We start from the raw sequence: 21,984 nt of genomic DNA, 5'->3' as shown, positions 1-21,984 counted from the left end.
CCTACAGCGGCGTGACGTACGCGCCCGCGATTCCGCCGTCGACCAGGAAGTCGGTGGCGTTGACGAAGGAGGAGTCGTCGCTGGCCAGGAAGGCGACGGCGGCGGCGATCTCCTCGGCCTCGGCGAACCGGCCGACCGGGATGTGCACCAGCCGGCGGGCGGCTCGCTCGGGGTCCTTGGCGAACAGCTCCTGAAGGAGCGGGGTGTTGACCGGCCCGGGGCACAGGGCGTTGACGCGGATGCCCTCCCGGGCGAACTGCACGCCCAGTTCCCGGGACATGGCCAGCACGCCGCCCTTGGAGGCCGTGTACGAGATCTGCGAGGTCGCCGCGCCCATCCGTGCCACGAAGGACGCGGTGTTGATGATGGAGCCCTTGCCCTGGCGCCGCATGTAGGGAATCGCGGCCTTGCAGCACAGGTAGACGGAGGTGAGGTTGACCTCCTGGACGCGCTTCCAGGCCTCCAGGCCGGTCTCCAGGATGGAGTCGTCGTCGGGCGGGGAGATGCCGGCGTTGTTGAAGGCGACGTCGACGCTGCCGTAGGTGTCGTACGCCGTCCTGAACAGCGCCTCGACCTGCTCGGGGTCGGTGACGTCGACCTTCACGAAGAGCCCGCCGACCTCGTCGGCGACGGCCTTTCCGCGGGCTTCGTCGACGTCCGCGCAGACGACGTGGGCGCCTTCGGAGGCGAGCCGGCGGGCGGTGGCGAGGCCGATGCCGCTGCCGGCTCCGGTCACGACGGCGGTACGGCCGACCAGGCGGCGGCAAACACTGTTGTCGGTCACTGTGCGGGGCCCTCCGTGCTGGGGGAGACGTTGCTGATGAAGACGTTCTTGGTTTCGGTGAAGGCGGTCAGGGCGTCGGGGCCCAGCTCACGGCCGAGGCCGGACTGCTTGTAGCCGCCGAACGGGGTCCAGTAGCGGACGCTGGAGTGGGAGTTGACGGACAGGTTGCCCGCGCGGACGGCCTGGGAGACGCGCAGGGCGCGGCCGAGGTCCTGGGTCCACAGGGAGCCGGAGAGGCCGTAGGGGGTGTCGTTGGCGAGGCGGATCGCGTCCTCCTCGTCGGTGAAGGGGAGCAGGACGGCGACGGGGCCGAAGATCTCCTCGCGGGCCGCCCGGCTGTCCGGCCGCTCCCCCGTCAGGACGGTCGGCGGGAACCAGAAGCCGGGGCCGTCGGGGGCGCTGCCGCGCAGCGCGGGGGCGTCCTCGGGGACGTACGACCGTACGCGGTCCAGCTGTTGACGGGAGATCAGCGGGCCCATCCGGGTCTTCTCGTCGGCCGGATCGCCCACCACCACGGAGGCGAGCGCGTCGGCGAGGAACTCGCGGGCCTCCTCCAGCACCGGCTGCTGCACGAGGATGCGGGTGCGGGCGCAGCAGTCCTGGCCGGAGTTGTCGAGGAAGGAGAAGGGGTCGAGGGCGGCGGTGAGGTCGGCGTCGGCGAAGACGATGTTGGGGCTCTTGCCGCCGAGTTCGAGGGTGACCGGCTTGACGAGCCGCGCGCAGCGCTCCATGACCTCGCGGCCGGTGCGGGTGGAGCCGGTGAACACGATCTTGGCGACGTCCGGGTGGTCCACCAGGGCGCGTCCGGCGGTGTGGCCGTGGCCGGGCAGCACCTGGAAGACGTGCTCGGGCAGGCCCGCCTCCAGGGCGAGTTCGGCGAGGCGGAGTGCGGTGAGCGGGGTGGTCTCGGCGGGCTTGAGGACGACCGCGTTGCCGGCCGCGAGCGCCGGGAAGGAGCCCCAGGCGGCGATCGGCATGGGGAAGTTCCAGGGGGCGATCACGCCGACGACCCCGAGGGGTTCCAGGAAGGTGACGTTCCAGCCGCCGGGTACCGGGATCTGCCTGCCGAGGAGGCGTTCGGCGCCGCCGGCGGCGTACAGCAGCAGGTCACGGGCGTTGCCGGCCTCCCAGCGGGCGTTGCCGACGGTGTGCCCGGCCTCGCGGACCTCCAGCTGGGCGAGTTCCTCGAGGTGCGCGTCGACCACGTCCGCGAACCGGCGGAGCAGCCGGGCCCGGTCGGCGGGGGCGAGGGCGGCCCACTTCCGCTGGGCGCGCACGGCCCGTGCGACGGCGGCGGCCACGTCCTGCTCGCTCGCGGCGGGGACGGTGGCGACGACCTCTTCCGTGGCGGGGTTGAGGACCTTCAACTCGTATGAGTCGGACACGAATTGACCTTTCACAGGCGTTCGAAGGAGCGGCGCAGCTCCCAGTCGGTGACCGCGGCGTCGAAGGCCTCCAGCTCGACGCGCGCCATGTTGCGGTAGTGCGCGACGACCTCGTCGCCGAAGGCGGCCTTGGCGATCGGGCTGTTCTCCCAGAGCTCGGCGGCTTCGCGGAGGGTGGTCGGGACGTGCGCGAAGTCTGCGGTGTAGGCGTTGCCCGGGCAGGGCTCGGGGAGTTCGAGTTTCTGCTCGATGCCGTACAGGCCGGCCGCGACCAGCCCCGCCACGGCGAGGTAGGGGTTGACGTCGCCGCCGGGGAGTCGGTTCTCGAAGCGCAGGGAGCGGCCGTGTCCGACCACGCGCAGGGCGCAGGTGCGGTTGTCGTGGCCCCAGGCGACGGCGGTCGGCGCGAAGGAACCCGGCTGGAACCGCTTGTAGGAGTTGATGTTCGGGGCGTAGAGGAGCGAGAAGTCGCGCATTGCGGCGAGCTGTCCGGCGAGGAAGTGCCGCATGACGTCGGACATTCCGTCGCCGTCGGCCATCGTGTTGTTTCCGTCGGCGTCGGCGAGCGAGAGGTGGATGTGACAGGAGTTGCCCTCGCGCTCGTTGTACTTGGCCATGAAGGTGATCGAGACGCCCTCCTGGGCGGCGATCTCCTTGGCGCCGGTCTTGTACAACGCGTGCTGGTCGCAGGTGACCAGGGCCTCGTCGTAGCGGAAGGCGATCTCGTGCTGGCCGGGGTTGCACTCGCCCTTGGCGGACTCGACGGTCAGGCCCGCGCCGGCCATGTCGTTGCGCAGCCGGCGCAGCAGGGGCTCGATGCGGCCGGTGCCGAGGATGGAGTAGTCGATGTTGTACTGGTTGGCCGGGGTCAGCCCCCGGTAGCCCGCGTCCCACGCCTCCTCGTAGCTGTCCTTGAAGACGATGAACTCCAGCTCGGTTCCGACCTGGGCGGTGTGGCCGAGCTCGGCGAGCCGCTCCAGCTGGCGGCGCAGGATCTGGCGGGGCGCCGCGACGACCGGGGAGCCGTCGTTCCAGGCGAGGTCGGCGACGAGCAGGGCGGTGCCGGGGTGCCAGGGGATGCGGCGCAGGGTGGCGAGGTCGGGGTGCAGGGCGAAGTCGCCGTAGCCGCGGTCCCAGGAGGACATCGCGTAGCCGTCGACGGTGTTCATCTCGGTGTCGACGGCGAGGAGGTAGTTGCACCCCTCGGTGCCGTGGTGCAGGACCTCGTCGAGGAAGAACCGGGCGGCGAACCGCTTGCCCTGCAGCCGCCCTTGCATATCGGGGAAGGCCAGGACGACAGTGTCGATCTCACCGCTCGCGACGAGGGCGTGCAGTTCCTCGACGCTGAGCGGGGGTGTGCGGTCTGCCACGGGAGAGCCTCCTTCGGCGCCTTCGCGCTTTTTCGGCCGGGCCGGGAGCCATAAGGTATTGCTCAGAACCATTGCTTGGGAAGGGGGTACGGCCGGATGTCCTGGGAGAGTGACGCTCAGGGGGTGGGTGACCGGCTCGCTCCGGTGTTGCGGCCGGTGCGGGCGGGCAACGGCTTCGAGGAGGCACTGGAGCAGATCCTCCAGGTCGTGCGGCTCGGCCTGGTGCCGGGCGGGGAACGGCTGCCGGCCGAGCGGGAGCTGGCGGAGCGGCTCGGGATCAGCCGGGTGACGCTGCGCGAGGTGCTGAAGGTGCTGCAGGACCAGGGGCTGGTGGAGGCGCGGCGGGGGCGCTACGGCGGAACGTTCGTGCTGCCGCGCACGGACGCGGGCGGCGAGGACGAGCTGCGGCGCCGGATCGCCGAGGTCGACATCGAGGACGTGCTGCGCTTCCGCGAGGTGCTGGAGGTGGGTGCGGCCGGGCTGTGCGCGGCGCACGGACTTGACGACGAGCAGGCGGACCGGCTGCGCGAGGCGCTGGCCCGCACGCACGACGCCCCGCTGGCGGACTACCGCCGCCTGGACACCCTGCTCCACCTGACCCTCGCCGAGCTGTGCGGATCCCCTTCCCTGACCGCGCAGTACGCGGCGGTGAGGGCCACGGTGAACGACCTGCTCGACTGCATCCCGCTGCTGGTGCGCAACCTGGAGCACTCGCAGCGCCAGCACACCGCGCTGGTGGAGGCGGTGCTGGACGGGGACGCGGACGGCGCGCGGGAGATGATGCGCGAGCACTGCGGGGGCACGGCGGCGCTGCTGCGGGGCTTCCTGGCGTGAGGTGGCTCTGGAAAGGTATCGGGGTGAACCTTTGACTTCCCTGGAGGGCGGCATGACCGTACGACCGCTGATCGGGATCAGCACCTATCTGGAGTCCGGCGCACGCTGGGGGGTGTGGGAGCTGGACGCCGTGCTGCTGCCGGCCGGCTATCCACGGCTGGTGCAGCGGGCCGGCGGGCTGGCCGCGATGCTGCCGCCGGACACGCCCGAGCGCGCGGCGGAGACGGTGGCCCGGCTGGACGGGCTGGTGATCGCCGGCGGCCCGGACGTGGACCCGGCCCGGTACGGCGCCGAGCGCGAGCCCCGTACGGGTCCGCCCGCCCTGGCCCGCGACGCCTGGGAACTGGCCCTCATCGAGGCCGCGCTGGACGCCGGCATGCCGGTGCTGGGCATCTGCCGGGGCATGCAGCTGCTGAACGTGGCGCTCGGCGGGACGCTGGTCCAGCACCTGGAGGGGCACGCGGAGGTCGTCGGCGTGTTCGGCGGCCACCCGGTCAAGCCGGTTCCGGGGAGCCTGTACGCCGGGATCGTCCCGGAGGAGACCACCGTGCCCACCTACCACCACCAGGCCGTGGACCGGCTCGGCACGGGACTGGTGCCGTCGGCCTACGCGGCGGACGGCACGGTGGAGGCGGTCGAGCTGCCCGCGGACCGGGGCTGGGTGCTGGGCGTGCAGTGGCACCCCGAGATGGGCGAGGACCTGCGGGTGATGCGGGCGCTGGTCACAGCCGCTTCCTGAGCCATTCCAGGGCCGCGTCGCCCTGGGCGCGTTGGAAGGGGCGCAGGGTGGGCAGGCCCGGCGGTGCCGGGTTCAGGGAGCTGCGCAGGAAGTAGCCGGTGAGGCCGGCCAGCGCGGCGGTCACGGCGTCCGGGTCGGCCTCCCGGCCCAGCGGGTGCGCGGTGAACACCTCCTCCGGATCGGGCCCGCCCTGCGCCCGCACGCACGGCAGCATCACGAGCAGGTCGAACCAGGGCGCGGCACGCACGGCGTGCGGCCAGTCCACGAAGGTGACGCCTCCGTCGGCCGTGAGCAGCACATTGTCCGCGCGCAGGTCGGCATGGGTCAGGGTGTCCCCCCAGGCGCCCTCGGCCCAGCCGGCCTCCAGCGCGGCGAGGTCGGCCAGATGGCCGGCGGTCCAGGCGCCGAGCCGGTCGCGCACGTCCCCGGCCTCGCCGCCGAGCAGCCGGCGCCAGCCGTCGAAGGTGCCGGCCAGCTCCTCGGCGACGGGCGGGACGTCGAGGGGGCACGGCGTGCCGGTGCGGCCGAGCGCGGTCACGGCGTCGAGCACCCGGCGCAGCTCGTCCGGCCGCCAGGGCACGTGCGGCTGGCGCCCGGCCACCTCCTCGAAGACCAGCGCCACCCAGGTGCCGTCGTCGTACGTCCCGAGCAGCCGGGGCGCGGGTACGGCGGCCGGGAGCGCGGCGGCGATCCGGGCCTCCCGGCGGTGCAGGCCGGGGCTGTGCGGATTGGCGTCGCCGCTCACCGCCTTGACGAATCCGGTGCCGCCCGCCGCGGTGCGCACCCGCGCGGCCACGCCGGGCGAGAAGCCGCCGCGCTGTGTCTGCGACCGTACGACCGGCGCCCCGAGCACCTCGCCGACGGCGTCACGGACGGCGGCCGGGAGGTCTTCCCAGGGGGCACGGACGCCTGCGGCGGGCGGGGCGGTGAGAGTCATGCGCAGCATGGTGCCGGATCGCTGCGCGGCCCGACCAAGGGTTTTCGGCGCGGGTTCGTCGTGGCGGCGGGCGGGTTGGCGCCGCAGGGGGCGTGGATCGCTGCCGGGTGCGGGCCCGTTGTGGCTGGTCGCGCCCACGCGGCGGAGCCGCATATCGGCACAGCTTCACCCCCGCGTCAGCGACAGCAACTCCCGCGCCGGGCCCGTGGGCCGGTGGCCCGTCGGCCAGACCGCGCGGAGCTCGCGGTGCAGGGAGACGCCCTCCACCGGGATGCTGACCAGGCGCCGCATCGCCAGCTCCTCCCCCACCGCCAGTTCGCTGAGGACCGAGGGGCCCGCGCCGCTGACGGCGGACGCCTTGACCGCCGTGGTGGAGGACAGCTCGATCAGGGGCCGGGCGAGCCCGCCGAGCGCCGCGTCCAGGACCTGCCGGGTGCCGGAACCGCGCTCACGCAGGATGAGCGGGGTGCCCGCCAGCTCCTGCGCCGTCACGGGGCGCCGACGGCGGGCCCAGGGGTGGCCGGGCGCGGTGACGACGATCAGGCGGTCGCGGGCGATGACGGCGGAGTCCAGCCCCGTCGGGACCGACAGACCCTCCACGAACCCGAGGTCCGCCTCCCCGGCGAGCAACAGTTCCGCGACCTTCGCCGAGTTGCCGGCGAGGAGGGACACCGCCGTGTCGGGCCGCTCGGCGTGCAGCGCGAGGAGCCAGCCCGGGAGCAGGTACTCGGCGATGGTCATGCTCGCCGCGACCCTGAGGCGCGAGTCCCGCCGGTCCCGCAGCGCCCGCGCCCCCGCGTCGAAGGCCGCCGCCGCCTCGACCACCCGGCGGGCCCAGTCCGTCACCAGGGCGCCCGCGTCCGTGAGCCGGGAGCCGCGGGGCGAGCGGTCGACGAGGGCCACGCCCAGTTGCCGTTCCATGGAGCGGATCCGGCTGCTGGCGGCGGGCTGGGTGATGCCGACCTCGCGCGCCGCCGCACCGAGACTGCCCAGCCGCGCCACCGCCAGCAGCAGCTCCAGCGCCGCCAGATCGGGCACCCGGTGCGCCAGCGACGCCGTGCGGTCCGGTTCCGTGCGCTCTCGCTGCCCCTCCACCTCACTCATAAGACCAGCTTATGCCCTGACAGAAGAGAACTCCCTGGTCAGGCGCGGACAGGGGGCAGGACCGTGGGACCACGGTCCGGGACCAGGCCCGCGCCCACCTGCTGGGCGCGGCCGCAGCCCCCCCGCTGAGCGATCCTGCAGAGCGCACAGGGTCGGAACGCGGGCAACTCCCTGCGAGGCCCATCGCCTTCTCGCCCGGCACACCGGTCCGGCGGTCCACGACGCGCCGGCCCTCGGGCTGTACACCCTGCTCGCCGTCGCCTGGGCGGCGGCCGCCACCCGCACCGTACGCGGTCTGCTCAGCGGTGAGCTGCTCGCAGCGCCTCGGACAGCACCCGGGGCGCCTCGGCCAGCGACGGGCCGTACCAGGTCAGGTGCCGCCCGCTGACCAGGGCGCAGGCCAGACCGGGGAAGGCCTCCGGGCCGTCGTCGGCGGCGAAGCGGTAGGGCTCGTCCGGCAGCACCACCAGGTCCGGGGCTGCTGCCCGCAGTTCGTCCAGGGGGACGCGGGGATAGCGGTCGGGATGACCGGCGTACACGTGGTCGACGCCGAGCCGGGCCAGGACGTCACCGGCGAACGTGTCCCGGCCGAGGACCATCCAGGGCCGGCGCCACACCGGTACGACCGCGGTCCTGCGTCCGACCGGCTCCGGCAGCGCGTCCCAGGCCGCCTGCGCCTCCTGAAGCCAGCAGGGCCGCCCCGGCGCACCACACGCGCCGAGCACCCGTGCCAGCTCGGCGAAGGCCTGCGGCACGCCGCGCACCTCGGTGACCAGCACCTCGAGGCCCGCCGCGCGCAGGGCGTCCAGGTCCGGGGCGCGGTTCTCCTCCTCGTTGGCGATCACGAGATCGGGGGCGAGGGCGAGGACGCGGTCGAGCCCGGGGTTCTTCGTCCCGCCGATCCGGGCGGCGTCGAGGCCGGCCGGGTGGGTGCACCAGTCGGTGACGCCGACGAGGACTCCGGGCAGGGTGACGGCCACGGCCTCGGTGAGGGAGGGGACCAGGGAGACGACCCGCACTAGCGGGACCGGTCCTGCACGGCCTCGATGTGCTCCGCCACGGCCACCACGATCACCCGCGTGTCCGGCACCGTCGCCCGCCACCGGTGCCGCACGCCACCCGTCAGATACAGGGTGTCGCCGCGACCGAGGCGGTACGCACGCCCCTCCGCCTCGATCTCCACCGCGCCGTCGGCGACGTACATCAGCTCGTCGTTGCGGTGCTGGAACTCACGGCCGGCATCGTGGTCGCCGGTGAACTCGGAGGCGTGCAGCTGATGGTGGCCGCGCACCAGGGAGCGGGTCCGGGGCGCGAGGTCGCCCTCGGCGGCCGGGTCGGCGCGGACGACGTCCACGCTGGCCGCCGGGTCGGCGGCGGCGAGGAGTTCGACGGCCGTCGTGCGCAGGGCGTCGGCCAGCTTCTCCAGTGAGGTACGGCTGGGACGGGCCCGGTCGTTCTCGACCTGGCTGAGGAAGGGCACTGACAGACCGCTGCGCTCGGCCACGACGGCAAGGGTCAGCTCCAGGGCACGGCGGCGCCGCCGGACGGCCGCGCCCACCCGCACGGGCTGTTCTTTGTGGTCGCCCATCGCTCCGGCTCCCTCCCTCGCTCGTCGTGCCGCTGTACGGGTGCCCGGCTCGGGGCACACCTCCTCCGATGACTTCTCTGCACCCTACGCATGTTCGGCAAACCGTTTCACGCCGCCGCCACATACCCGACATGCTGCCGAGTCCCCCACCCTCATGGTTCGCGCCAGGGTGACGGGCCTCCGGCTGGTCCTGGGCGGGTTCGGGCCAGGGTGCATATGCCGACCGGCAGGGGCGGGAGCCCAGGCCGGGGCCAAGGGTCGTCACCAAACGTGATTGGCCGGATCCTTGCCGTACCGGTGAAGTGCGCCTGAAGAACCCGAAGATACCGCGAGGGGCGGGCCAGTCGTCAGGTCACCCGGCCGCCAGGCTCCCGGCTCACCCGGTGGCCTGGCTCCCGGCGTCCTTCCCGGCGACCGGGGCCCACTTGTCGACCAGGCCGGGGTGCTCGCGCAGCCAGGCGCGGACGGCGTCCTGCTCCTTGCCCTTGCCGGCCTGCTGGATCCGCGCCTCCAGTCCGGTGAGCTGCTTCTCGGTCCTGGAGAAGCCCTTCAGCCAGCGGCCGACCTGCGGGTTGTCCCGGGCGAAGCCCTTGCGGGCCAGGGTGTGCACGCCGTCTCCGCCGCCCCAGGCCCCCCGGGGGTCCTCGAGCTTCTTCAGGTCGTAGTCGCTGTAGGCCCAGCGCGGGGACCACAGGGTGACGACGACCGGCTGCTTCCTGGCGTAGGCGCGCTTGAGCTCGGCGAACATGGGCGCACGCCCTGCACTTCCAGGCCGTAGGCGGCGTTGTCGCGGACGCTGCGGTGCGAGAACAGCGCGAAGTACTGGAAGACCATGCTGATCTTCTTCGAGCGCAGCTCGCGCAGTTCGCGGGCGGTGAGCGCGGTCAGGTCCTGGCCGTCGAATCGGACGCTGCCGGCGGTCGGCTCCAGGAGGCCGTTGAGCATGCGCAGGAAGGTGGACTTGCCGGAGCCCGACAGGCTCATGACGACGAAGATCCCGCCCGCCTCGACGCGGAAGGAGGCGTCGATCACGGCGGTGGTGGTGCCGTCGGCGCGCAGCTCCTTCCTGTCCGCGCCCTGCCGCAGGCGTTCCACCGCTCGGTCCACCTCACAGGGTGGGTGCGGCCGGCCCGGGCCCGCGTGCCGGTGACCCCGCCGGCCGGCGCGGCGCGCCTCACGGAGCGGCCACGCCGGAGGTGGCCGCTGTCGCCGACCGGGTGACTGTCGGTGCGGTGCGGCATGATGCGAACGTGACCGGACGACTCATGCTCCTCGACACCGCATCGCTGTACTTCCGCGCCTATTTCGGCGTCCCGGACTCCGTGAAGGCACCGGACGGCACGCCCGTGAACGCCGTGCGCGGGCTGCTGGACTTCATCGACCGGCTGGTCCGGGACCACCGGCCGCAGCAGCTGGTGGCCTGTATGGACGCCGACTGGCGGCCGCAGTGGCGGGTGGACCTCATCCCCACCTACAAGGCGCACCGGGTCGCCGAGGAACACGAGGGCGCGCCGGACGAGGAGGAGGTGCCGGACACCCTCTCCCCGCAGGTACCGGTCATCGAGGACGTGCTGGACGCGCTCGGCATCGCCCGGGTCGGCGTCGCGGGGTACGAGGCGGACGACGTGATCGGCACGTTCACCGCGCGCGCCGAGGGCCCGGTGGACATCGTCACCGGTGACCGGGATCTGTACCAGCTGGTGGACGACGCGCGCGGCATCCGGGTGCTCTATCCGCTGAAGGGCGTCGGCACGCTGCAGCTGACCGACGAGGCGGTGCTGCGCGAGAAGTACGGGGTCGACGGGCGGGGGTACGCGGACCTGGCGCTGCTGCGCGGCGACCCGAGCGACGGCCTGCCGGGCGTGCCCGGGATCGGCGAGAAGACGGCCGCCAAGCTGCTGGCCGAGTTCGGCGACCTGGCCGGGATCATGGCGGCGGTCGACGAGCCACGGGCCAGGCTCACGCCGTCGCAGCGCAAGCGGCTCACCGAGGCCGCCCCGTACGTCGCGGTGGCGCCGAAGGTGGTGCGGGTGGCGGACGACGTTCCGCTGCCGGACGTCGGCACGGCGGTGCCGCGCGCCCCGCGGGACCCGGCGGCGCTGGAGCAGCTGGCCGTGCGATGGGGGCTCGGCGGCTCCCTGCAGCGGCTGCTGACCACGCTCGCAGAGGGGCCGGCAGTGACCCCTTGACCGAAATATTCCGGCAAAGGGCTCTGCAGCGGGCCTCGGGAAGGAGCCGTCACCACGGAGCGGGATGCTAACTTAGGTAAACCTAACCATCTTGCTGGAGGTCGTGATGGCAGAGCGTCCGGTACGAAAGCCGCGCAAGACCCGTACCGCCCATGTGGTCCGCACCGAGCGGCTGACCCCGCACATGCAGCGCGTGGTGCTCGGCGGCGAGGGCCTGGCCGACTTCGCGGCGGACACCTGCACGGACCACTATGTGAAGCTGCTCTTCGGCCCCGAGGGCGTGACCTACCCGGAACCCTTCGACCTGGAGCGGATCCGCGCGGAGTTCCCGCGGGAGCAGTGGCCGGTGACCCGGACCTACACCGTGCGCGCCTGGAACGCCGAACAGCGGGAGCTGACCCTGGACTTCGTCGTCCACGGCGACGAGGGCCTTGCCGGCCCGTGGGCCACCCGGGTGCAGCCCGGTGAGACCGTGCGCTTCATGGGCCCGGGTGGTGCCTACGCCCCCGATCCCGCGGCCGACTGGCATCTGCTCGCCGGCGACGAGAGCGCGCTGCCCGCGATCGCCCGGTCCCTGGAGGCACTGCCCGCCGGCGCCCGCGCCCATGCCTTCGTGGAGGTCTCCGGCCCCGGGGAGGAGCAGAAGATCGACTCCGATGTGCAGGTCGTCTGGCTGCACCGCGGGGACCGGCCGGTCGGCGAGGCACTGCTGGAGGCCGTACGCGCGCTCGAGTTCCCCGAGGGCCGGGTGCACGCGTTCGTGCACGGCGAGGCGGGTTTCGTGAAGGAGCTGCGCCGGCTGCTGCGGGTCGAGCTGGACATCCCGCGCGAGGACCTGTCGATCTCCGGCTACTGGCGCCTGGGTCACAACGAGGACGGCTGGCAGGCCTCCAAGCGGGAGTGGAACGCCCGTATCGAGGCCGAGCAGGAGAGCGGCGCGGCGGCCGCCTGAGAGCGACGCCCGCTCAGGTCTCGTTGATCCTGCCGAACGGGACGTGCACGCTCGGCGTGGTCCGGGACGTGCTCTGCAGGTGTGTCACCTGGTCGTCGAAGAAGATGTGGGGTCTGAGCACCTTCATGACGGCGCCCTTCTCGATGCCTCCGAGGAAGAAGGCGCCGTTGACCGTCACGCCCCACTGCTTCAGGCTCCGCACGGCCCTCTCGTGCGCCGGCGCGGCGCGCGCGGTCACGATGGAGACGTGGACCCGGCTCGGATGGTCCGGGTCGGTCCTGCGCCGCTCCTCCTCCCGGCGCTGTATCCGGTTCACACCGGCGAGGAAGTCCCGCAGCGGTCCCGGGTCGTGCGGGGTCGCCGCGTTCCGGGTCTCGTGCGCGCGGAACTCCTCCAGCCCGCCGGACTGGTACACCTGCTCGGCGGCGTCACTGGCGAGCACCCCGTCGAAGTCGAACGCGATCCGCAGTTCCCGGTCGGCCGGGTCGTCCGCGTACGACGATCCGAGCACATGCCCGGCCGGCAGGCCGGCCGCCACCGCCTCACGCACGTCGTCGCCGTTCGCGGACAGGAACAGGGACATGTTCAGCGCGGTCATGAACGCGTACGGCGCCCTGCCCTGCATGAACACCGCCCGGCTGACCGGCAGTTCATGGGCCTCGATCGACCGCATGACCCTCAGGCCCGTGTCGGGGTCGTTGCGGGAGAGGATGATGACCTCGACGAGCGGGTCTCCCGGCTCGCCGAGGTCGTTCAGCGACAGCAGCCTGCGGATGAACGCGAACGCGACCCCGGGCCGGAGCGTGTCGTCCACGTTCTCCTCCTGGTAGGCCCGGTAGGCCTCCTCGCCCTGCTCGCGGAAGACCGCGTCCGACTCCCGCAGGTCGAACAGGGCGCTGGAGGCGACACCGACGACGAGCCGGTTCGCGAGGTCGTAGGGCGGCATCCCTCCATCATCACACCGGGCACCGCGTTCGCGTTCACACCGAGCGCTGGTACGAGCGGAAGGTGCGGATCGACAGCCAGACCGCCGCGACCGCCAGCGCGAGCAGCGCACCGCCGCGGGTGAGGACGCCACCCCAGTCGGGATGCTCGGACATCGCCGAACGGCCCGCCACCATGGCCCAGTCGAGCGGGTTGAAGTCGGCGATGTGCCGTATCCAGCGGGGCATCTGGGCGGGTGCCATGAAGGCGCTGGAGAGGAAGGTCAGCGGCAGCAGCAGGAAGGTGTTGATGCCGATGATCGACTCCCGTTCGCGCACGAGCATGCCGAGCGCGTTGGACAGGGCCCCGAAGACCGTGCCGAGCAGGACGGAGGCGAGGACCAGGATCGCGACGCCGGCGGCGCCGCCGGGGTAGTCCGCGCCGCCGAGCAGGCCGAGCAGCACGATGACCACCGACTGGAACGCCGTGACCAGACCGTTGTTGACGACGTTGCCGTTCATCAGCGCGGCCCGGCTGACCGGGGTCGTCAGGAACCGGTCCAGGGTGCCGCGCTGGATCTCCTCCAGGGTGCCCATGCCGGCCCACATGTTGGAGCTGAGCGCACTCATCACCACCACGCCCGGCACCAGGTAGTCCAGGTACGAGGTGGTGCCGAAGCCGCCCAGTTCGACGACCTTCCTGAACAGGCTGCCGAACAGGAACAGCCAGATCACCGGCTGGATCAGGGTGATGACGGCGTAGGCGGGCTGCCGGGCGAACACCCGCAGCTGACGCTGGGTCATGTACCAGGTCTGGGTGAGGGCCTGGCTCATCGCGCACCTCCGGCGGGCACGGCCGCGGTCTCGGCCTCCGCCTCCGCGTACCGGCGGCCGGCGTGGCGCAGATAGACGTCGTCCAGCGAGGGCCGGGCGACGGTGGCCGAGGAGACGGTGACCCCGGCCCGGTCCAGCGCGGCGAGCAGGGCGGGCACCGTGGCCGCGCCGTCGTCGGCGCGGACGCTGATCCGGCGCCCCTCGCACAGCGCCTCGTGCACCCCGGGCAGCGCGGTCAGGGCGCCCGTGAGCAGGGTGCGGCCGGCCTCGCCGACCGGCTCGCCCAGCTCCAGGTGGACGGCGTCGCCGCGCAGTTCGCCCTTGAGGACGTCCGGGGTGCCCTCGACCACGATCCGGCCGCGGTCGACGATCGCGATGCGTTCGGCGAGCCGGTCGGCCTCCTCCAGGTAGTGCGTGGTGAGCAGGATGGTCAGCCCCTCCTCGCCGGCCAGCCGGCCGATCTCCTCCCACATCGCGGTGCGCGCCTCCGGGTCGAGGCCGGTGGTCGGCTCGTCCAGGAAGAGCACCTCGGGCCGGTGGACCAGCCCGAGGGCGACGTCCAGGCGGCGCCGCATGCCGCCCGAGTAGCCCTTGACCGGCCGGCGGGCGGCGTCGGCGAGGGTGAACCGCTCCAGCAGTTCCTCCACCCGGCGGTTCAGCGCGTTGCCGGTCAATCCGTAGAGGCGGCCCTGGAGTTGCAGGTTCTCCCGGCCGGTCGCGACCGGGTCGGCGCCGGACTGCTGGGCGACCACGCCGATCGCGCGGCGCACCCGGTCGGGGTGGCGCAGCACGTCGTGCCCGGCGACGGTCGCGGTGCCGGAGTCGGGGCGGGCCAGGGTGGTGAGGATCTTGACGGTGGTGGACTTGCCGGCGCCGTTGGAGCCGAGGAGTCCGAAGACGGTGCCCGGTGCCACGGTGATGTCCATGCCGTTCAGTGCGGTGACGTCACCGGGATAGCTCTTGACGAGCCGGCGCGCCTCCACTGCGGGCGCACGGGTGTTCATGACGACTGCTCTCCTGCGTGTGTGAGGGATGGAAGATCCGCGTGAAGAGCGCCGGGCTATCCTGGGTGTGCCGCACCTCGATGGCCCGGAGCCGCCGCACGGCGGATCCGTTTCGGGGTTCGAGACCCCGGCGGAGCTGCTGCAACAGCCCCGCCGGGGTCGTTCTTCTCAGCTGAAGTCCGCGGGCAGCTCCCCCGTTTCATGGAAGTGCCGCCATGCCTCGACGCCCGGCAGGGAGCCCTTCCTGATCTCTTCCAGGAAGCCGCGGACCCACTCCGCCTGCGCGAGGATCATGTGCAACTGGTACTCGGTCTCGACGAGGAAGAGCCGCGGCAGCGTCTCGTACAGCTTCTCCAGCCCTCCCCGTGCACTGGCGGCCTGGACCTCCAGGGCCCTGAGCCGCTCCTGCAGCAGCCGCACCACCTCGTCGGGGTGCAGCGCGCCCATGAGGGACAGGGCGGTCTCGAAGATCGGATACTCCTTCGCGGGGACGGCGATGAGGTCCGACAACCACTCGGTCATCTCCTCACGACCGGCCGCGGTGAGCCCGTACACCGTGCGCTCGGGGCGGTTGCCCTGCCGCTCCACGTCGGTCACCTCGACGAAGCCGTGCTTTTCGAGGTTCTGCACGACCGTGTAGAGCGAGCCGTAGTTGATCTTGGTGCTGGTGTCCTTGCCCTGGCGGCGCAGGGTCTGGGCGATCTCGTACGGATGCATCGGCTTCTGCCACAGGGTCACCAGGACGGCGAGTGCCAGCGGATTGCCGAGCCTGCGGCGCTTTCCCGGCACGGCCACCACCTCGTTCCGCCACCTCGTTCTCGAATATCCGTAGCCGAACATATCGCGTCTGCTCGCGACGGTCAATGTTCACGATGTATCGCGTATGGATCACTTCGCTCAGTCGCCGCGCACACGCGCGTGCAGGTGCATGTCGTGCCAGCCGTCGGGATGGAGCAGGGCGCTGCGCCTGGTGCCCTCGGCGGCGAAACCGGCCTTGGCGGCCACACGGCAGGAGGCCTCGTTGGCGGTGGCGTGCGAGAGCTCGAGGCGGTGCAGACCGATCTCCTCGAACGCCCAGCGGGACAGCGTGGTGGTGGCCCGGACCGCGACCCCCCGGCCCCGCGCCCGTGCCACCGTCCAGTAGGCGACCTCGGCGCAGCCGTCGCCGAGCAGGATCTCGCGCAGCGCGACCCGGCCCAGCAGTTCACCGGTGTCCGCCTCCACGACGGCCCACTGGGCCTCGTGTTCGGCCTCCCAGCCGCTGCGCCACTGGATGATCCAGCCGGTGACCTCCTCCTCGGAGTCGGCCGCCTTGATGTGCCACTGGTGCATCAGCGGGTCCTGGAAGGCGGCGAACACGGCGGGCGCGTCCCGCTCCTGCCAGGGGCGCAGCAGCAGGCCGTCGCCGGTGGGAAGGCTGGGCTGAGGGATACGGGCGAGGGTGCCGGCCGGAACGACCGGGCTGGTGAGATACGGCATGCCCCGCATCCTGCCGACCGCACGGCCGTCGGCCCACCGACTTTCCGCCTCGTACCCTTGACCCCGATGAGACGCCGTACGCCACCCCCGCCCGCCCCGCTCCCCCAGCGCGACGGGGTCGACCCCGTGCGGGTGCGGCTGCCGCGCGGCGGGACGTGGGCCACCGTGCGGGAGCATCTGGTGGAGCGGCTGACGGGTGCCGCGCCCGGCATGGTCGAGGCGATGTTCGACGCCGGGCTGATCGTGGGCGCCGACGGGCGCGCGGTGGCGGCGGACGCGCCGTACGAGCCGGGGATGTTCGTGTGGTTCCATCGCGAGCTGCCCGCCGAGGTGCCGGTGCCGTTCCCGGTGGAGGTCGTGTACCGCGATGCGCACATCGTCGTCGCAGACAAGCCGCACTTCCTCGCCACGACCCCGCGCGGCAGCCATGTGGCCGAGACCGCGCTGGCCCGGCTGCGGCGCGAGCTGGACATCCCGACGCTGACCGCCGCCCACCGCCTGGACCGGCTCACGGCGGGGCTGGTGCTGTTCACCGTGCGGCCCGAGGAGCGCGGGGCGTACCAGACACTGTTCCGGGACCGCCGGGTACGCAAGGAGTACGAGGCGATCGCGCCGTACGACCCCTCGCTCGCCCTGCCCCGGACCGTGCGCAGCCGGATCGTGAAGGAGCGCGGGGTGCAGGCGGCCCGGGAGACCGAGGGCGAGCCGAACGCGGAGACGTACGTCGAGCTCGCCGGCCACCGGGGCGGCCTTGGCCACTACCGGCTCGTCCCGGCGACCGGACAGACCCATCAGCTGCGGGTGCATCTGAACGCGCTCGGCGTGCCCATCCTCGGCGACCCGCTGTATCCGGACGTGACCGACCCGGTACCGGCCGGTGACTTCCGGCGTCCGCTGCAACTGCTCGCGCGGAGGCTGGAGTTCACCGATCCGGTCACCGGAGCGGAGCACACGTTCGTCAGCGGACGCGTGCTCCGGGCCTGGGAGTCGTACGACGGCTGGGACAGCGTCCCGCGCCCCCTGGGGCGCTGCCCCGACGGTTCGGCTACTCGCCCCGCCACCAGTTGAGCAGCCGCCGCCAGATGCCCCGGGGGCGCGCCGCCGGAGCCGGAGCCGTGGGGTAGGGCTCGGGGACGACGGGACGCGGGGCGGTGGGGCGGGACTCGACGGCCGCCGGCTGCCCGGCGGGCGGCGGGAGGGGCTGCCCGGTGCGCTGCGGCGGGACGGGCACGGGCCCCGGCATGACGTTGACGTCCTGCTGCGGCTTCGGTTCGAAGCGCACGGGCAGGGACACCAGGTGCCGGGAGGCGATGGACGAACGCCAGCGCAGGTCCTCTTCGGGGCAGTCGAGCTGGATGTCGGACAGGCGGATCAGCAGCGCGTCGACGCCGACGTCGGCGATGGCGCGGCCGATGTCCTGGCCGGGGCACTCGTGCGGGCCGCCGCCGAAGGCGAGGTGGGAGCGGTTGCCCTGCATGCTCGCCGACAGGTCGGGACGGATGCGCGGGTCGAGGTTGCCCGGCGCGGGCGCGAAGAGCAGCCCGTCGCCCTTGCGGATGCGCTGCCCGCCCAGCTCGGTGTCCTGCTTGGCGTAGTAGCCGAGGACGGTGCTGAAGGGCGGCTCGTCCCACAGGGACTGCTCGATCGCCTCCGGCACGGTCATCTGGCCGCCGCTGAGCTGGGCGCGGAAGCCCGGCTCGGTGAGGACCATGCGCAGCGCGTTGGCGAGGAGGTTCGCGGTGGCCTCGTAGGCCGCGAAGAGGACGAGCCGCAGGTGTTCGCGGACCTCGTCGTCGCTGAGCCCGGCGGGGTGGGTGATGAGGTGACTGGTGAAGTCCTCCTCGGGCCGGGCGCGGCGCCGGGTGGTGAGCCGGCTGAGCGCGTCCATGACGTAGGCGTGGCTCTGGATGGCGGTCTCGGTGCCCTTCAGGGCGTCCCGGGCGGCCTGCACCATCCGGTCGTCGTACTCCTCGGGCATGCCGAGGATCTCGCACATGACGGCCATCGGCAGGTGCTCGGCGAACTGGGACACCAGGTCGGCGCGGCCGCGTTCGCAGAAGCTGTTGACCAGGCCCTGGGTGTGGCGCCCGATGTGGCGGCGCAGGGTGCGGTGGTCGATGGTGACCATGGCCGCGGTGACCGCCGCGCGCAGCCGCTCGTGCTCGTCGCCCTCGGCGTGCGAGCAGATCGGCTGCCAGGCGATGTGCGGCATGAGCGGGTGGTCGGGCTTGACCATGCCCTCCACGAGCGGGGTCCAGATCCGGCTGTCGCGGGTGAACAGGGAGGGGCTGCGCACCAGGTGCTGGTTCTCGGCGTGCCCGAGGACCACCCACATCGGTACGTCGTCGTGCAGCAGCACCGGGGCCACGGCGCCGTGCTGCTCCCGCAGGCGCTCGTAGAGGTCGTCCAGGTCCTCGGCGTCGGGGCCGTAGAGCCGGTGCAGTCCGCCGGGGCCCAGGCGGTGCGCGGGGCAGCCCGGCGGCGGTGCGGGGGTGGGGTCTGTGTCGGTCAGGGACGGGGATTCAGACGTCACGGTCTCGCTCCGGAACGAAAGGATGTGGGGGACGAAAGGGTGTGTGGGTCGGTCGGCCGGGGTCAGACGAGGGCGCGGGACAGGGCGATCGAGTGCAGGAAGCGCATCAGGGTCATCAGTACGTCCTTGCTGGAGGCCCGGCGGCGTACGTCGCACTCGATGATCGGGATCTCCGGGGTCAGGTCGAGCGCGGTGCGCAGTTCCTCGAGCGGGTAACGGGGCGCGTCCGGGAAGGAGTTGACGGCGACGACGAAGGGCACGCCGCGCTCCTCCAGGCGGCCCATGACGTCGAAGCTGACCTCCAGGCGCCGGGTGTCGATGAGGACGACCGCGCCGAGCGCGCCCTCGAACAGCCCGTTCCACAGGAACCAGAAGCGCTCCTGGCCGGGCGTGCCGAAGAGATAGAGCACCAGCTTCTCGGAGACGCTGATGCGGCCGAAGTCCATGGCCACGGTGGTGGCCGTCTTGGTCTCGGAGCCGTAGTTGTCGTCCACGCCGATGCCGGCCTGGGTCATGGTCTCCTCGGTGGTCAGCGGTCTGATGTCGCTGACGGAACCGACCATGGTGGTCTTGCCGACACCGAAGCCGCCCACGATCACGATCTTCACCGCGGTCTCGGCCGTGTGCGGCAGATGGTCCTCGGCGCGTGGTCCGGGGACGGTGTCAGAGCCGTTGAAGTCCATGCATCACCGCTTCGAGGAGTGAACGGTCGGGGAGCGCCCGGCGGACGACCGGGGCGCGCACCTGTACCAGTTCGGCCGTGATCAGCTCGGTGAGCAGGACGGTCATCGCGCTGAACGGCAGGTTCAGATAGGCCGAGAGCTCGGCCACGGACAGGGGGTTGGCACAGAGCCGCAGGACGGCGGCCTGCTCGGGTGAGGCGGCCATCTGGGGCGCGTCGCGCGCCACGATCAACGTCACGAGGTCGAGTTCGGCACGTGCGCCGTCCTCGGAACCGGCGACCGTGTAGAGCCGTTCGGGGTTCTTGGGCTCGGCCTCGCCGTCGGCCGGCTTGGGATCCGGCGTCTGTGGCCGCGGAGGCGGGGGTTCGGGCTTCGGCTCGCGCCGTTTGCGTCGTGGAGGAGTCATACGCCCTGCCCGTTCCGCCGGGGCGGACTGGTGAGATGGGCGCCGATCCGGACGACGAGGTCGCGCATCATGCCGCTCATCCGGCCCGGCTCGCAGGTCACGTCGGCGAGCACGGCGAGGTAGGCGTTGTCGCCGGCGTTCATGAGGTAGAAGTAGCCGCCGTCGATCTCGAAGACGACGACCTGCATGTCGCCGGCGCCGGGGAGTTCCTTGATGATGGCGCCGGCCAGGCTCTGCACGCCCGCGCAGGCGGCGGCCACCCGGTCGGCGGCGTCGGGGTCGCCGCCGTAGCGGGCGATGCGCAGTCCGTCCGCGGAGAGGACCACGATCATCTCGATGCCCGGCACGCCGTCGTTGAGCTGCTTGAGCATCCAGTCGATGTTGCCTCGCTGCTGGATCACTTGAGGTCCCCCTCGTCGTCGGCCACGGTGGCGCCCTCGACGGGCTCGTCCGCATAGTCGTTGAGCAGGTGCACGTACTTCTCCGGGTGCCTGGTGAAGTCGGTCAGTTCGGGACCGGTGGCGCCCTCGGGCATGCCCTTGCGCAGGCCGTTCCAGAAGTCCTCGATCCCCTGGCCGATCGGCCGCTCCATGAGCTTCTTGCGCTGGGGGTCGATCTCGGGCTCCGGTTCGGGCCTGGGCTGCGACCAGATGCTGGGCCTGCCCTCGCGTTCGGCCTGCTCGACCTCGGCCGCCTCGGCGAAGCGCTGGCTGATCGGGGTCTTCATCCGGCTGCGGCGCTGCGGCAGGCCGCCCGCGGTCCACTCGGTGACCACGGGGACGTCGTCCTCCATGGAGATCCCGGCGGGGATCTTGGGGCTGGTGGGGCGGCGCCTCTTCGGCGGGCGCTTGGGGCCCTCGACCGCGCCGAGCGCGGGGATCGGGGTGCCGGTGGCGCCGATGCCGTGGGCGGCGCCGACACCGGGCTCGGTGGTCGTCATCACGCGCGGCACGACGAGGATCGCGCGGCAGCCGCCGTAGGCGGAGGCCCGCAGCGAGATCTCCATGTCGAACATCTTGCAGAGGCGGCCGACGACGGCGAGGCCGAGGCGCGGGTTCTCGCCGAGGTTGTGGGCGTCGTCGAGGTTCTTGGCGTCCTCGATCATCTTCTCGATGCGGGCCCGGGACTCCTCGGTGAGGCTGACACCGGCGTCCTCGATCTCGATGGCGATGCCGGCCTGCACCTCGGTGGCGGTGACGTGCACCTTGGCCGTGGGCGGCGAGTAGCGGGTGGCGTTGTCGAAGAGCTCGGCGGCGGCGTGGATGACCGGCTCGACGGAGGTGCCCTTGATGTTGATGTTGACGATGGAGTTCAGCTGGATGCGGCGGTACTCCAGGATGCGCGACATGGCTCCGCGCAGCGTGCTGTAGAGGGAGACCGGCAGCGGCCACTGGCGGCCGGGACGGCCGCCGCCGAGGACGGAGATGGTGTCGGCGAGGCGGCCGATCAGCGAGGTGCCGTGGTCGATGCGCAGCAGGTCGTCGAAGACCTCGGGGTTGCGGCCGTGGTCCTCCTCCATCTCCCGCAGTTCGTTGGACTGCTGGTGGACGATGGCCTGGACGCGGCGGGCGATGCTCACGAAGGAGCGCTCGGTGGCGTCGCGCATGGTGATCTCGCGGTCGGCCCCGCGCATCGCGGCGCGGAACATCTCCCGGTAGTTGTCGGGCAGGCTGCGCAGTTCGGGGTCGACGTCGTAGCCGTTGACCATCACGTCCCGCAGCGGTTCTCCGGCCCGCAGCCGCAGATGGCCGTGGGGGATGATCTGGGTCGCGAAGCGCCCCATCAGATCGTCGTGGGCGGCGAGCCGGTGTTCCAGATACGCGGTGTGACGGGCGTGCTCGGCCCGTTCCTCGCGGAGACTGCGGCCGCGGCGGACGGCCTCCGAACCCGTGGCGAGGATCAGCAGCAGGGCCACCGCCCCGACCACGCCGACGGCGATCCGGGCCGACGCCGGCCCCATTGCTTCGGCCGCACCGGTCGCGGCGGCCATCAATATGGCCGGCGGCAACAGGACGCGGGCATAAGGACGTTCACGGCCACCGGGAGGCTTCTGAACACTCACCATGGATGCCTTCTGAGATGAATCGGCTGGGTGTCGGGGGAGCTTTTGGGGGGAAGGTTCATGGAACTGTCGGGATCTATCGCATGTTTGGGAACAGGCGCACGAATTCACCTCAACTCGGTGCGCCGCGGGCGAGCTTAGTCCGACCGGATCATCGCCGTGTCATATTCGGCAAGCA

The 21,984-nt window shown here is 72.3% G+C and carries 22 protein-coding genes and 2 pseudogenes; 5 read left to right on the top strand and 19 right to left on the bottom strand.

The window, feature by feature from the left end:
• Position 1 precedes the first annotated feature (1 nt).
• The 3 genes from ACFYZB_RS09000 to ACFYZB_RS08990 are packed head-to-tail and all read right to left on the bottom strand — an operon-like array spanning position 2 to position 3,539.
• Entirely contained in the window at positions 2-784 is a 783-nt protein-coding gene (locus tag ACFYZB_RS09000; RefSeq protein WP_351206556.1) for a 3-oxoacyl-ACP reductase, read from the bottom strand.
• A complete protein-coding gene (locus ACFYZB_RS08995; RefSeq protein WP_388756063.1) occupies positions 781-2,169 on the bottom strand; it encodes an aldehyde dehydrogenase family protein in 1,389 nt (462 codons plus the stop codon). Before ACFYZB_RS08995 ends, ACFYZB_RS09000 begins: the two co-directional genes overlap by 4 nt.
• Before the next feature lie 11 nt (positions 2,170-2,180).
• The gene (locus ACFYZB_RS08990) at positions 2,181-3,539 is read right to left on the bottom strand and encodes a glutamine synthetase family protein (RefSeq protein WP_388756061.1); all 1,359 of its coding nucleotides are present in this window, start codon (positions 3,537-3,539) and stop codon (positions 2,181-2,183) included.
• Between the two features lie 96 nt (positions 3,540-3,635).
• On the opposite strand from ACFYZB_RS08990, the gene ACFYZB_RS08985 reads away from it, so the two are divergent.
• Complete coding sequence (locus ACFYZB_RS08985) at positions 3,636-4,373, top strand: FCD domain-containing protein (protein ID WP_351206562.1); 738 nt, start codon at positions 3,636-3,638, stop codon at positions 4,371-4,373.
• 52 nt (positions 4,374-4,425) lie between these two features.
• Positions 4,426-5,112, top strand: a complete 687-nt coding sequence (locus tag ACFYZB_RS08980; protein ID WP_388756057.1) for a gamma-glutamyl-gamma-aminobutyrate hydrolase family protein — start codon at positions 4,426-4,428, stop codon at positions 5,110-5,112.
• Here the strand turns inward: ACFYZB_RS08980 and ACFYZB_RS08975 are convergent.
• The 6 genes and pseudogenes from ACFYZB_RS08975 to ACFYZB_RS08950 all read right to left on the bottom strand — a co-directional run.
• Positions 5,096-6,049, bottom strand: coding sequence for a phosphotransferase (locus tag ACFYZB_RS08975; RefSeq protein ID WP_388756055.1), 954 nt, complete (start codon positions 6,047-6,049; stop codon positions 5,096-5,098). The genes ACFYZB_RS08980 and ACFYZB_RS08975 overlap by 17 nt on opposite strands.
• 165 nt (positions 6,050-6,214) lie before the next feature.
• Positions 6,215-7,153 carry a LysR family transcriptional regulator gene (locus ACFYZB_RS08970; protein WP_388756053.1) on the bottom strand — a complete coding sequence of 313 codons (939 nt, stop codon included), beginning with the start codon at positions 7,151-7,153 and terminating at the stop codon, positions 6,215-6,217.
• 299 nt (positions 7,154-7,452) lie between these two features.
• Positions 7,453-8,172 (bottom strand): helical backbone metal receptor, encoded by a 720-nt coding sequence (locus ACFYZB_RS08965; RefSeq protein ID WP_388756051.1) that lies wholly within the window; start codon positions 8,170-8,172, stop codon positions 7,453-7,455.
• Entirely contained in the window at positions 8,172-8,741 is a 570-nt protein-coding gene (locus tag ACFYZB_RS08960; RefSeq protein ID WP_351206572.1) for a helix-turn-helix domain-containing protein, read from the bottom strand. The genes ACFYZB_RS08965 and ACFYZB_RS08960 overlap by 1 nt, the downstream gene beginning before the upstream one ends.
• Before the next feature lie 376 nt (positions 8,742-9,117).
• A pseudogene (locus ACFYZB_RS08955) lies at positions 9,118-9,489 on the bottom strand (glycine betaine ABC transporter substrate-binding protein); the annotation flags it as partial.
• A gap of 5 nt (positions 9,490-9,494) precedes the next feature.
• Positions 9,495-9,848, bottom strand: a pseudogene (locus ACFYZB_RS08950) (ATP-binding cassette domain-containing protein); the annotation flags it as partial.
• 143 nt (positions 9,849-9,991) lie between these two features.
• Here ACFYZB_RS08950 and ACFYZB_RS08945 point away from each other — a divergent pair.
• The gene (locus tag ACFYZB_RS08945; protein ID WP_388756048.1) at positions 9,992-10,930 is read left to right on the top strand and encodes a 5'-3' exonuclease H3TH domain-containing protein; all 939 of its coding nucleotides are present in this window, start codon (positions 9,992-9,994) and stop codon (positions 10,928-10,930) included.
• A gap of 106 nt (positions 10,931-11,036) precedes the next feature.
• Positions 11,037-11,882 carry a siderophore-interacting protein gene (locus ACFYZB_RS08940; RefSeq protein WP_388756046.1) on the top strand — a complete coding sequence of 282 codons (846 nt, stop codon included), beginning with the start codon at positions 11,037-11,039 and terminating at the stop codon, positions 11,880-11,882.
• A gap of 13 nt (positions 11,883-11,895) precedes the next feature.
• Here ACFYZB_RS08940 and ACFYZB_RS08935 read toward each other — a convergent pair whose 3' ends face one another.
• The 5 genes from ACFYZB_RS08935 to ACFYZB_RS08915 all read right to left on the bottom strand — a co-directional run bounded on the left by ACFYZB_RS08935 (position 11,896) and on the right by ACFYZB_RS08915 (position 16,122).
• Positions 11,896-12,828 (bottom strand): 5'-nucleotidase, encoded by a 933-nt coding sequence (locus ACFYZB_RS08935; RefSeq protein ID WP_388756043.1) that lies wholly within the window; start codon positions 12,826-12,828, stop codon positions 11,896-11,898.
• A 34-nt stretch (positions 12,829-12,862) separates the two neighbouring features.
• Positions 12,863-13,639, bottom strand: coding sequence for an ABC transporter permease (locus ACFYZB_RS08930; protein WP_388756041.1), 777 nt, complete (start codon positions 13,637-13,639; stop codon positions 12,863-12,865).
• Positions 13,636-14,643, bottom strand: a complete 1,008-nt coding sequence (locus ACFYZB_RS08925) for an ATP-binding cassette domain-containing protein (protein ID WP_388756038.1) — start codon at positions 14,641-14,643, stop codon at positions 13,636-13,638. Before ACFYZB_RS08925 ends, ACFYZB_RS08930 begins: the two co-directional genes overlap by 4 nt.
• Before the next feature lie 168 nt (positions 14,644-14,811).
• Entirely contained in the window at positions 14,812-15,483 is a 672-nt protein-coding gene (locus ACFYZB_RS08920; RefSeq protein WP_388756035.1) for a helix-turn-helix transcriptional regulator, read from the bottom strand.
• A gap of 57 nt (positions 15,484-15,540) precedes the next feature.
• On the bottom strand, positions 15,541-16,122 hold the full coding sequence (locus ACFYZB_RS08915) for a GNAT family N-acetyltransferase (protein WP_388756032.1): 582 nt from the start codon (positions 16,120-16,122) through the stop codon (positions 15,541-15,543).
• A gap of 66 nt (positions 16,123-16,188) precedes the next feature.
• Between ACFYZB_RS08915 and ACFYZB_RS08910 the strand changes: the two genes are divergently transcribed.
• A complete protein-coding gene (locus ACFYZB_RS08910) occupies positions 16,189-17,190 on the top strand; it encodes an RluA family pseudouridine synthase (RefSeq protein WP_388756029.1) in 1,002 nt (333 codons plus the stop codon).
• Here ACFYZB_RS08910 and ACFYZB_RS08905 read toward each other — a convergent pair.
• The 5 genes from ACFYZB_RS08905 to ACFYZB_RS08885 form a co-directional block, all read right to left on the bottom strand.
• Positions 17,168-18,655 (bottom strand): cytochrome P450, encoded by a 1,488-nt coding sequence (locus tag ACFYZB_RS08905; protein ID WP_388756026.1) that lies wholly within the window; start codon positions 18,653-18,655, stop codon positions 17,168-17,170. The genes ACFYZB_RS08910 and ACFYZB_RS08905 overlap by 23 nt on opposite strands.
• 62 nt (positions 18,656-18,717) lie before the next feature.
• Positions 18,718-19,338: an ATP/GTP-binding protein gene (locus ACFYZB_RS08900; protein WP_388756023.1), complete on the bottom strand. Its 621-nt coding sequence runs from the start codon at positions 19,336-19,338 to the stop codon at positions 18,718-18,720.
• Positions 19,319-19,744, bottom strand: a complete 426-nt coding sequence (locus ACFYZB_RS08895; protein WP_388756020.1) for a DUF742 domain-containing protein — start codon at positions 19,742-19,744, stop codon at positions 19,319-19,321. The genes ACFYZB_RS08900 and ACFYZB_RS08895 overlap by 20 nt, the downstream gene beginning before the upstream one ends.
• Positions 19,741-20,145: a roadblock/LC7 domain-containing protein gene (locus ACFYZB_RS08890; protein WP_351206596.1), complete on the bottom strand. Its 405-nt coding sequence runs from the start codon at positions 20,143-20,145 to the stop codon at positions 19,741-19,743. Before ACFYZB_RS08890 ends, ACFYZB_RS08895 begins: the two co-directional genes overlap by 4 nt.
• Entirely contained in the window at positions 20,142-21,809 is a 1,668-nt protein-coding gene (locus ACFYZB_RS08885; protein WP_351206598.1) for an ATP-binding protein, read from the bottom strand. The genes ACFYZB_RS08890 and ACFYZB_RS08885 overlap by 4 nt, the downstream gene beginning before the upstream one ends.
• Between the last annotated feature and the right edge of the window lie 175 nt (positions 21,810-21,984).

Source organism: Streptomyces sp. NPDC001852, assembly GCF_042891825.1.
Lineage (GTDB): Bacteria > Actinomycetota > Actinomycetes > Streptomycetales > Streptomycetaceae > Streptomyces.
Note: the sequence above shows the minus strand (reverse complement) of the source record. Positions and strands in the feature narration are given on the sequence as shown.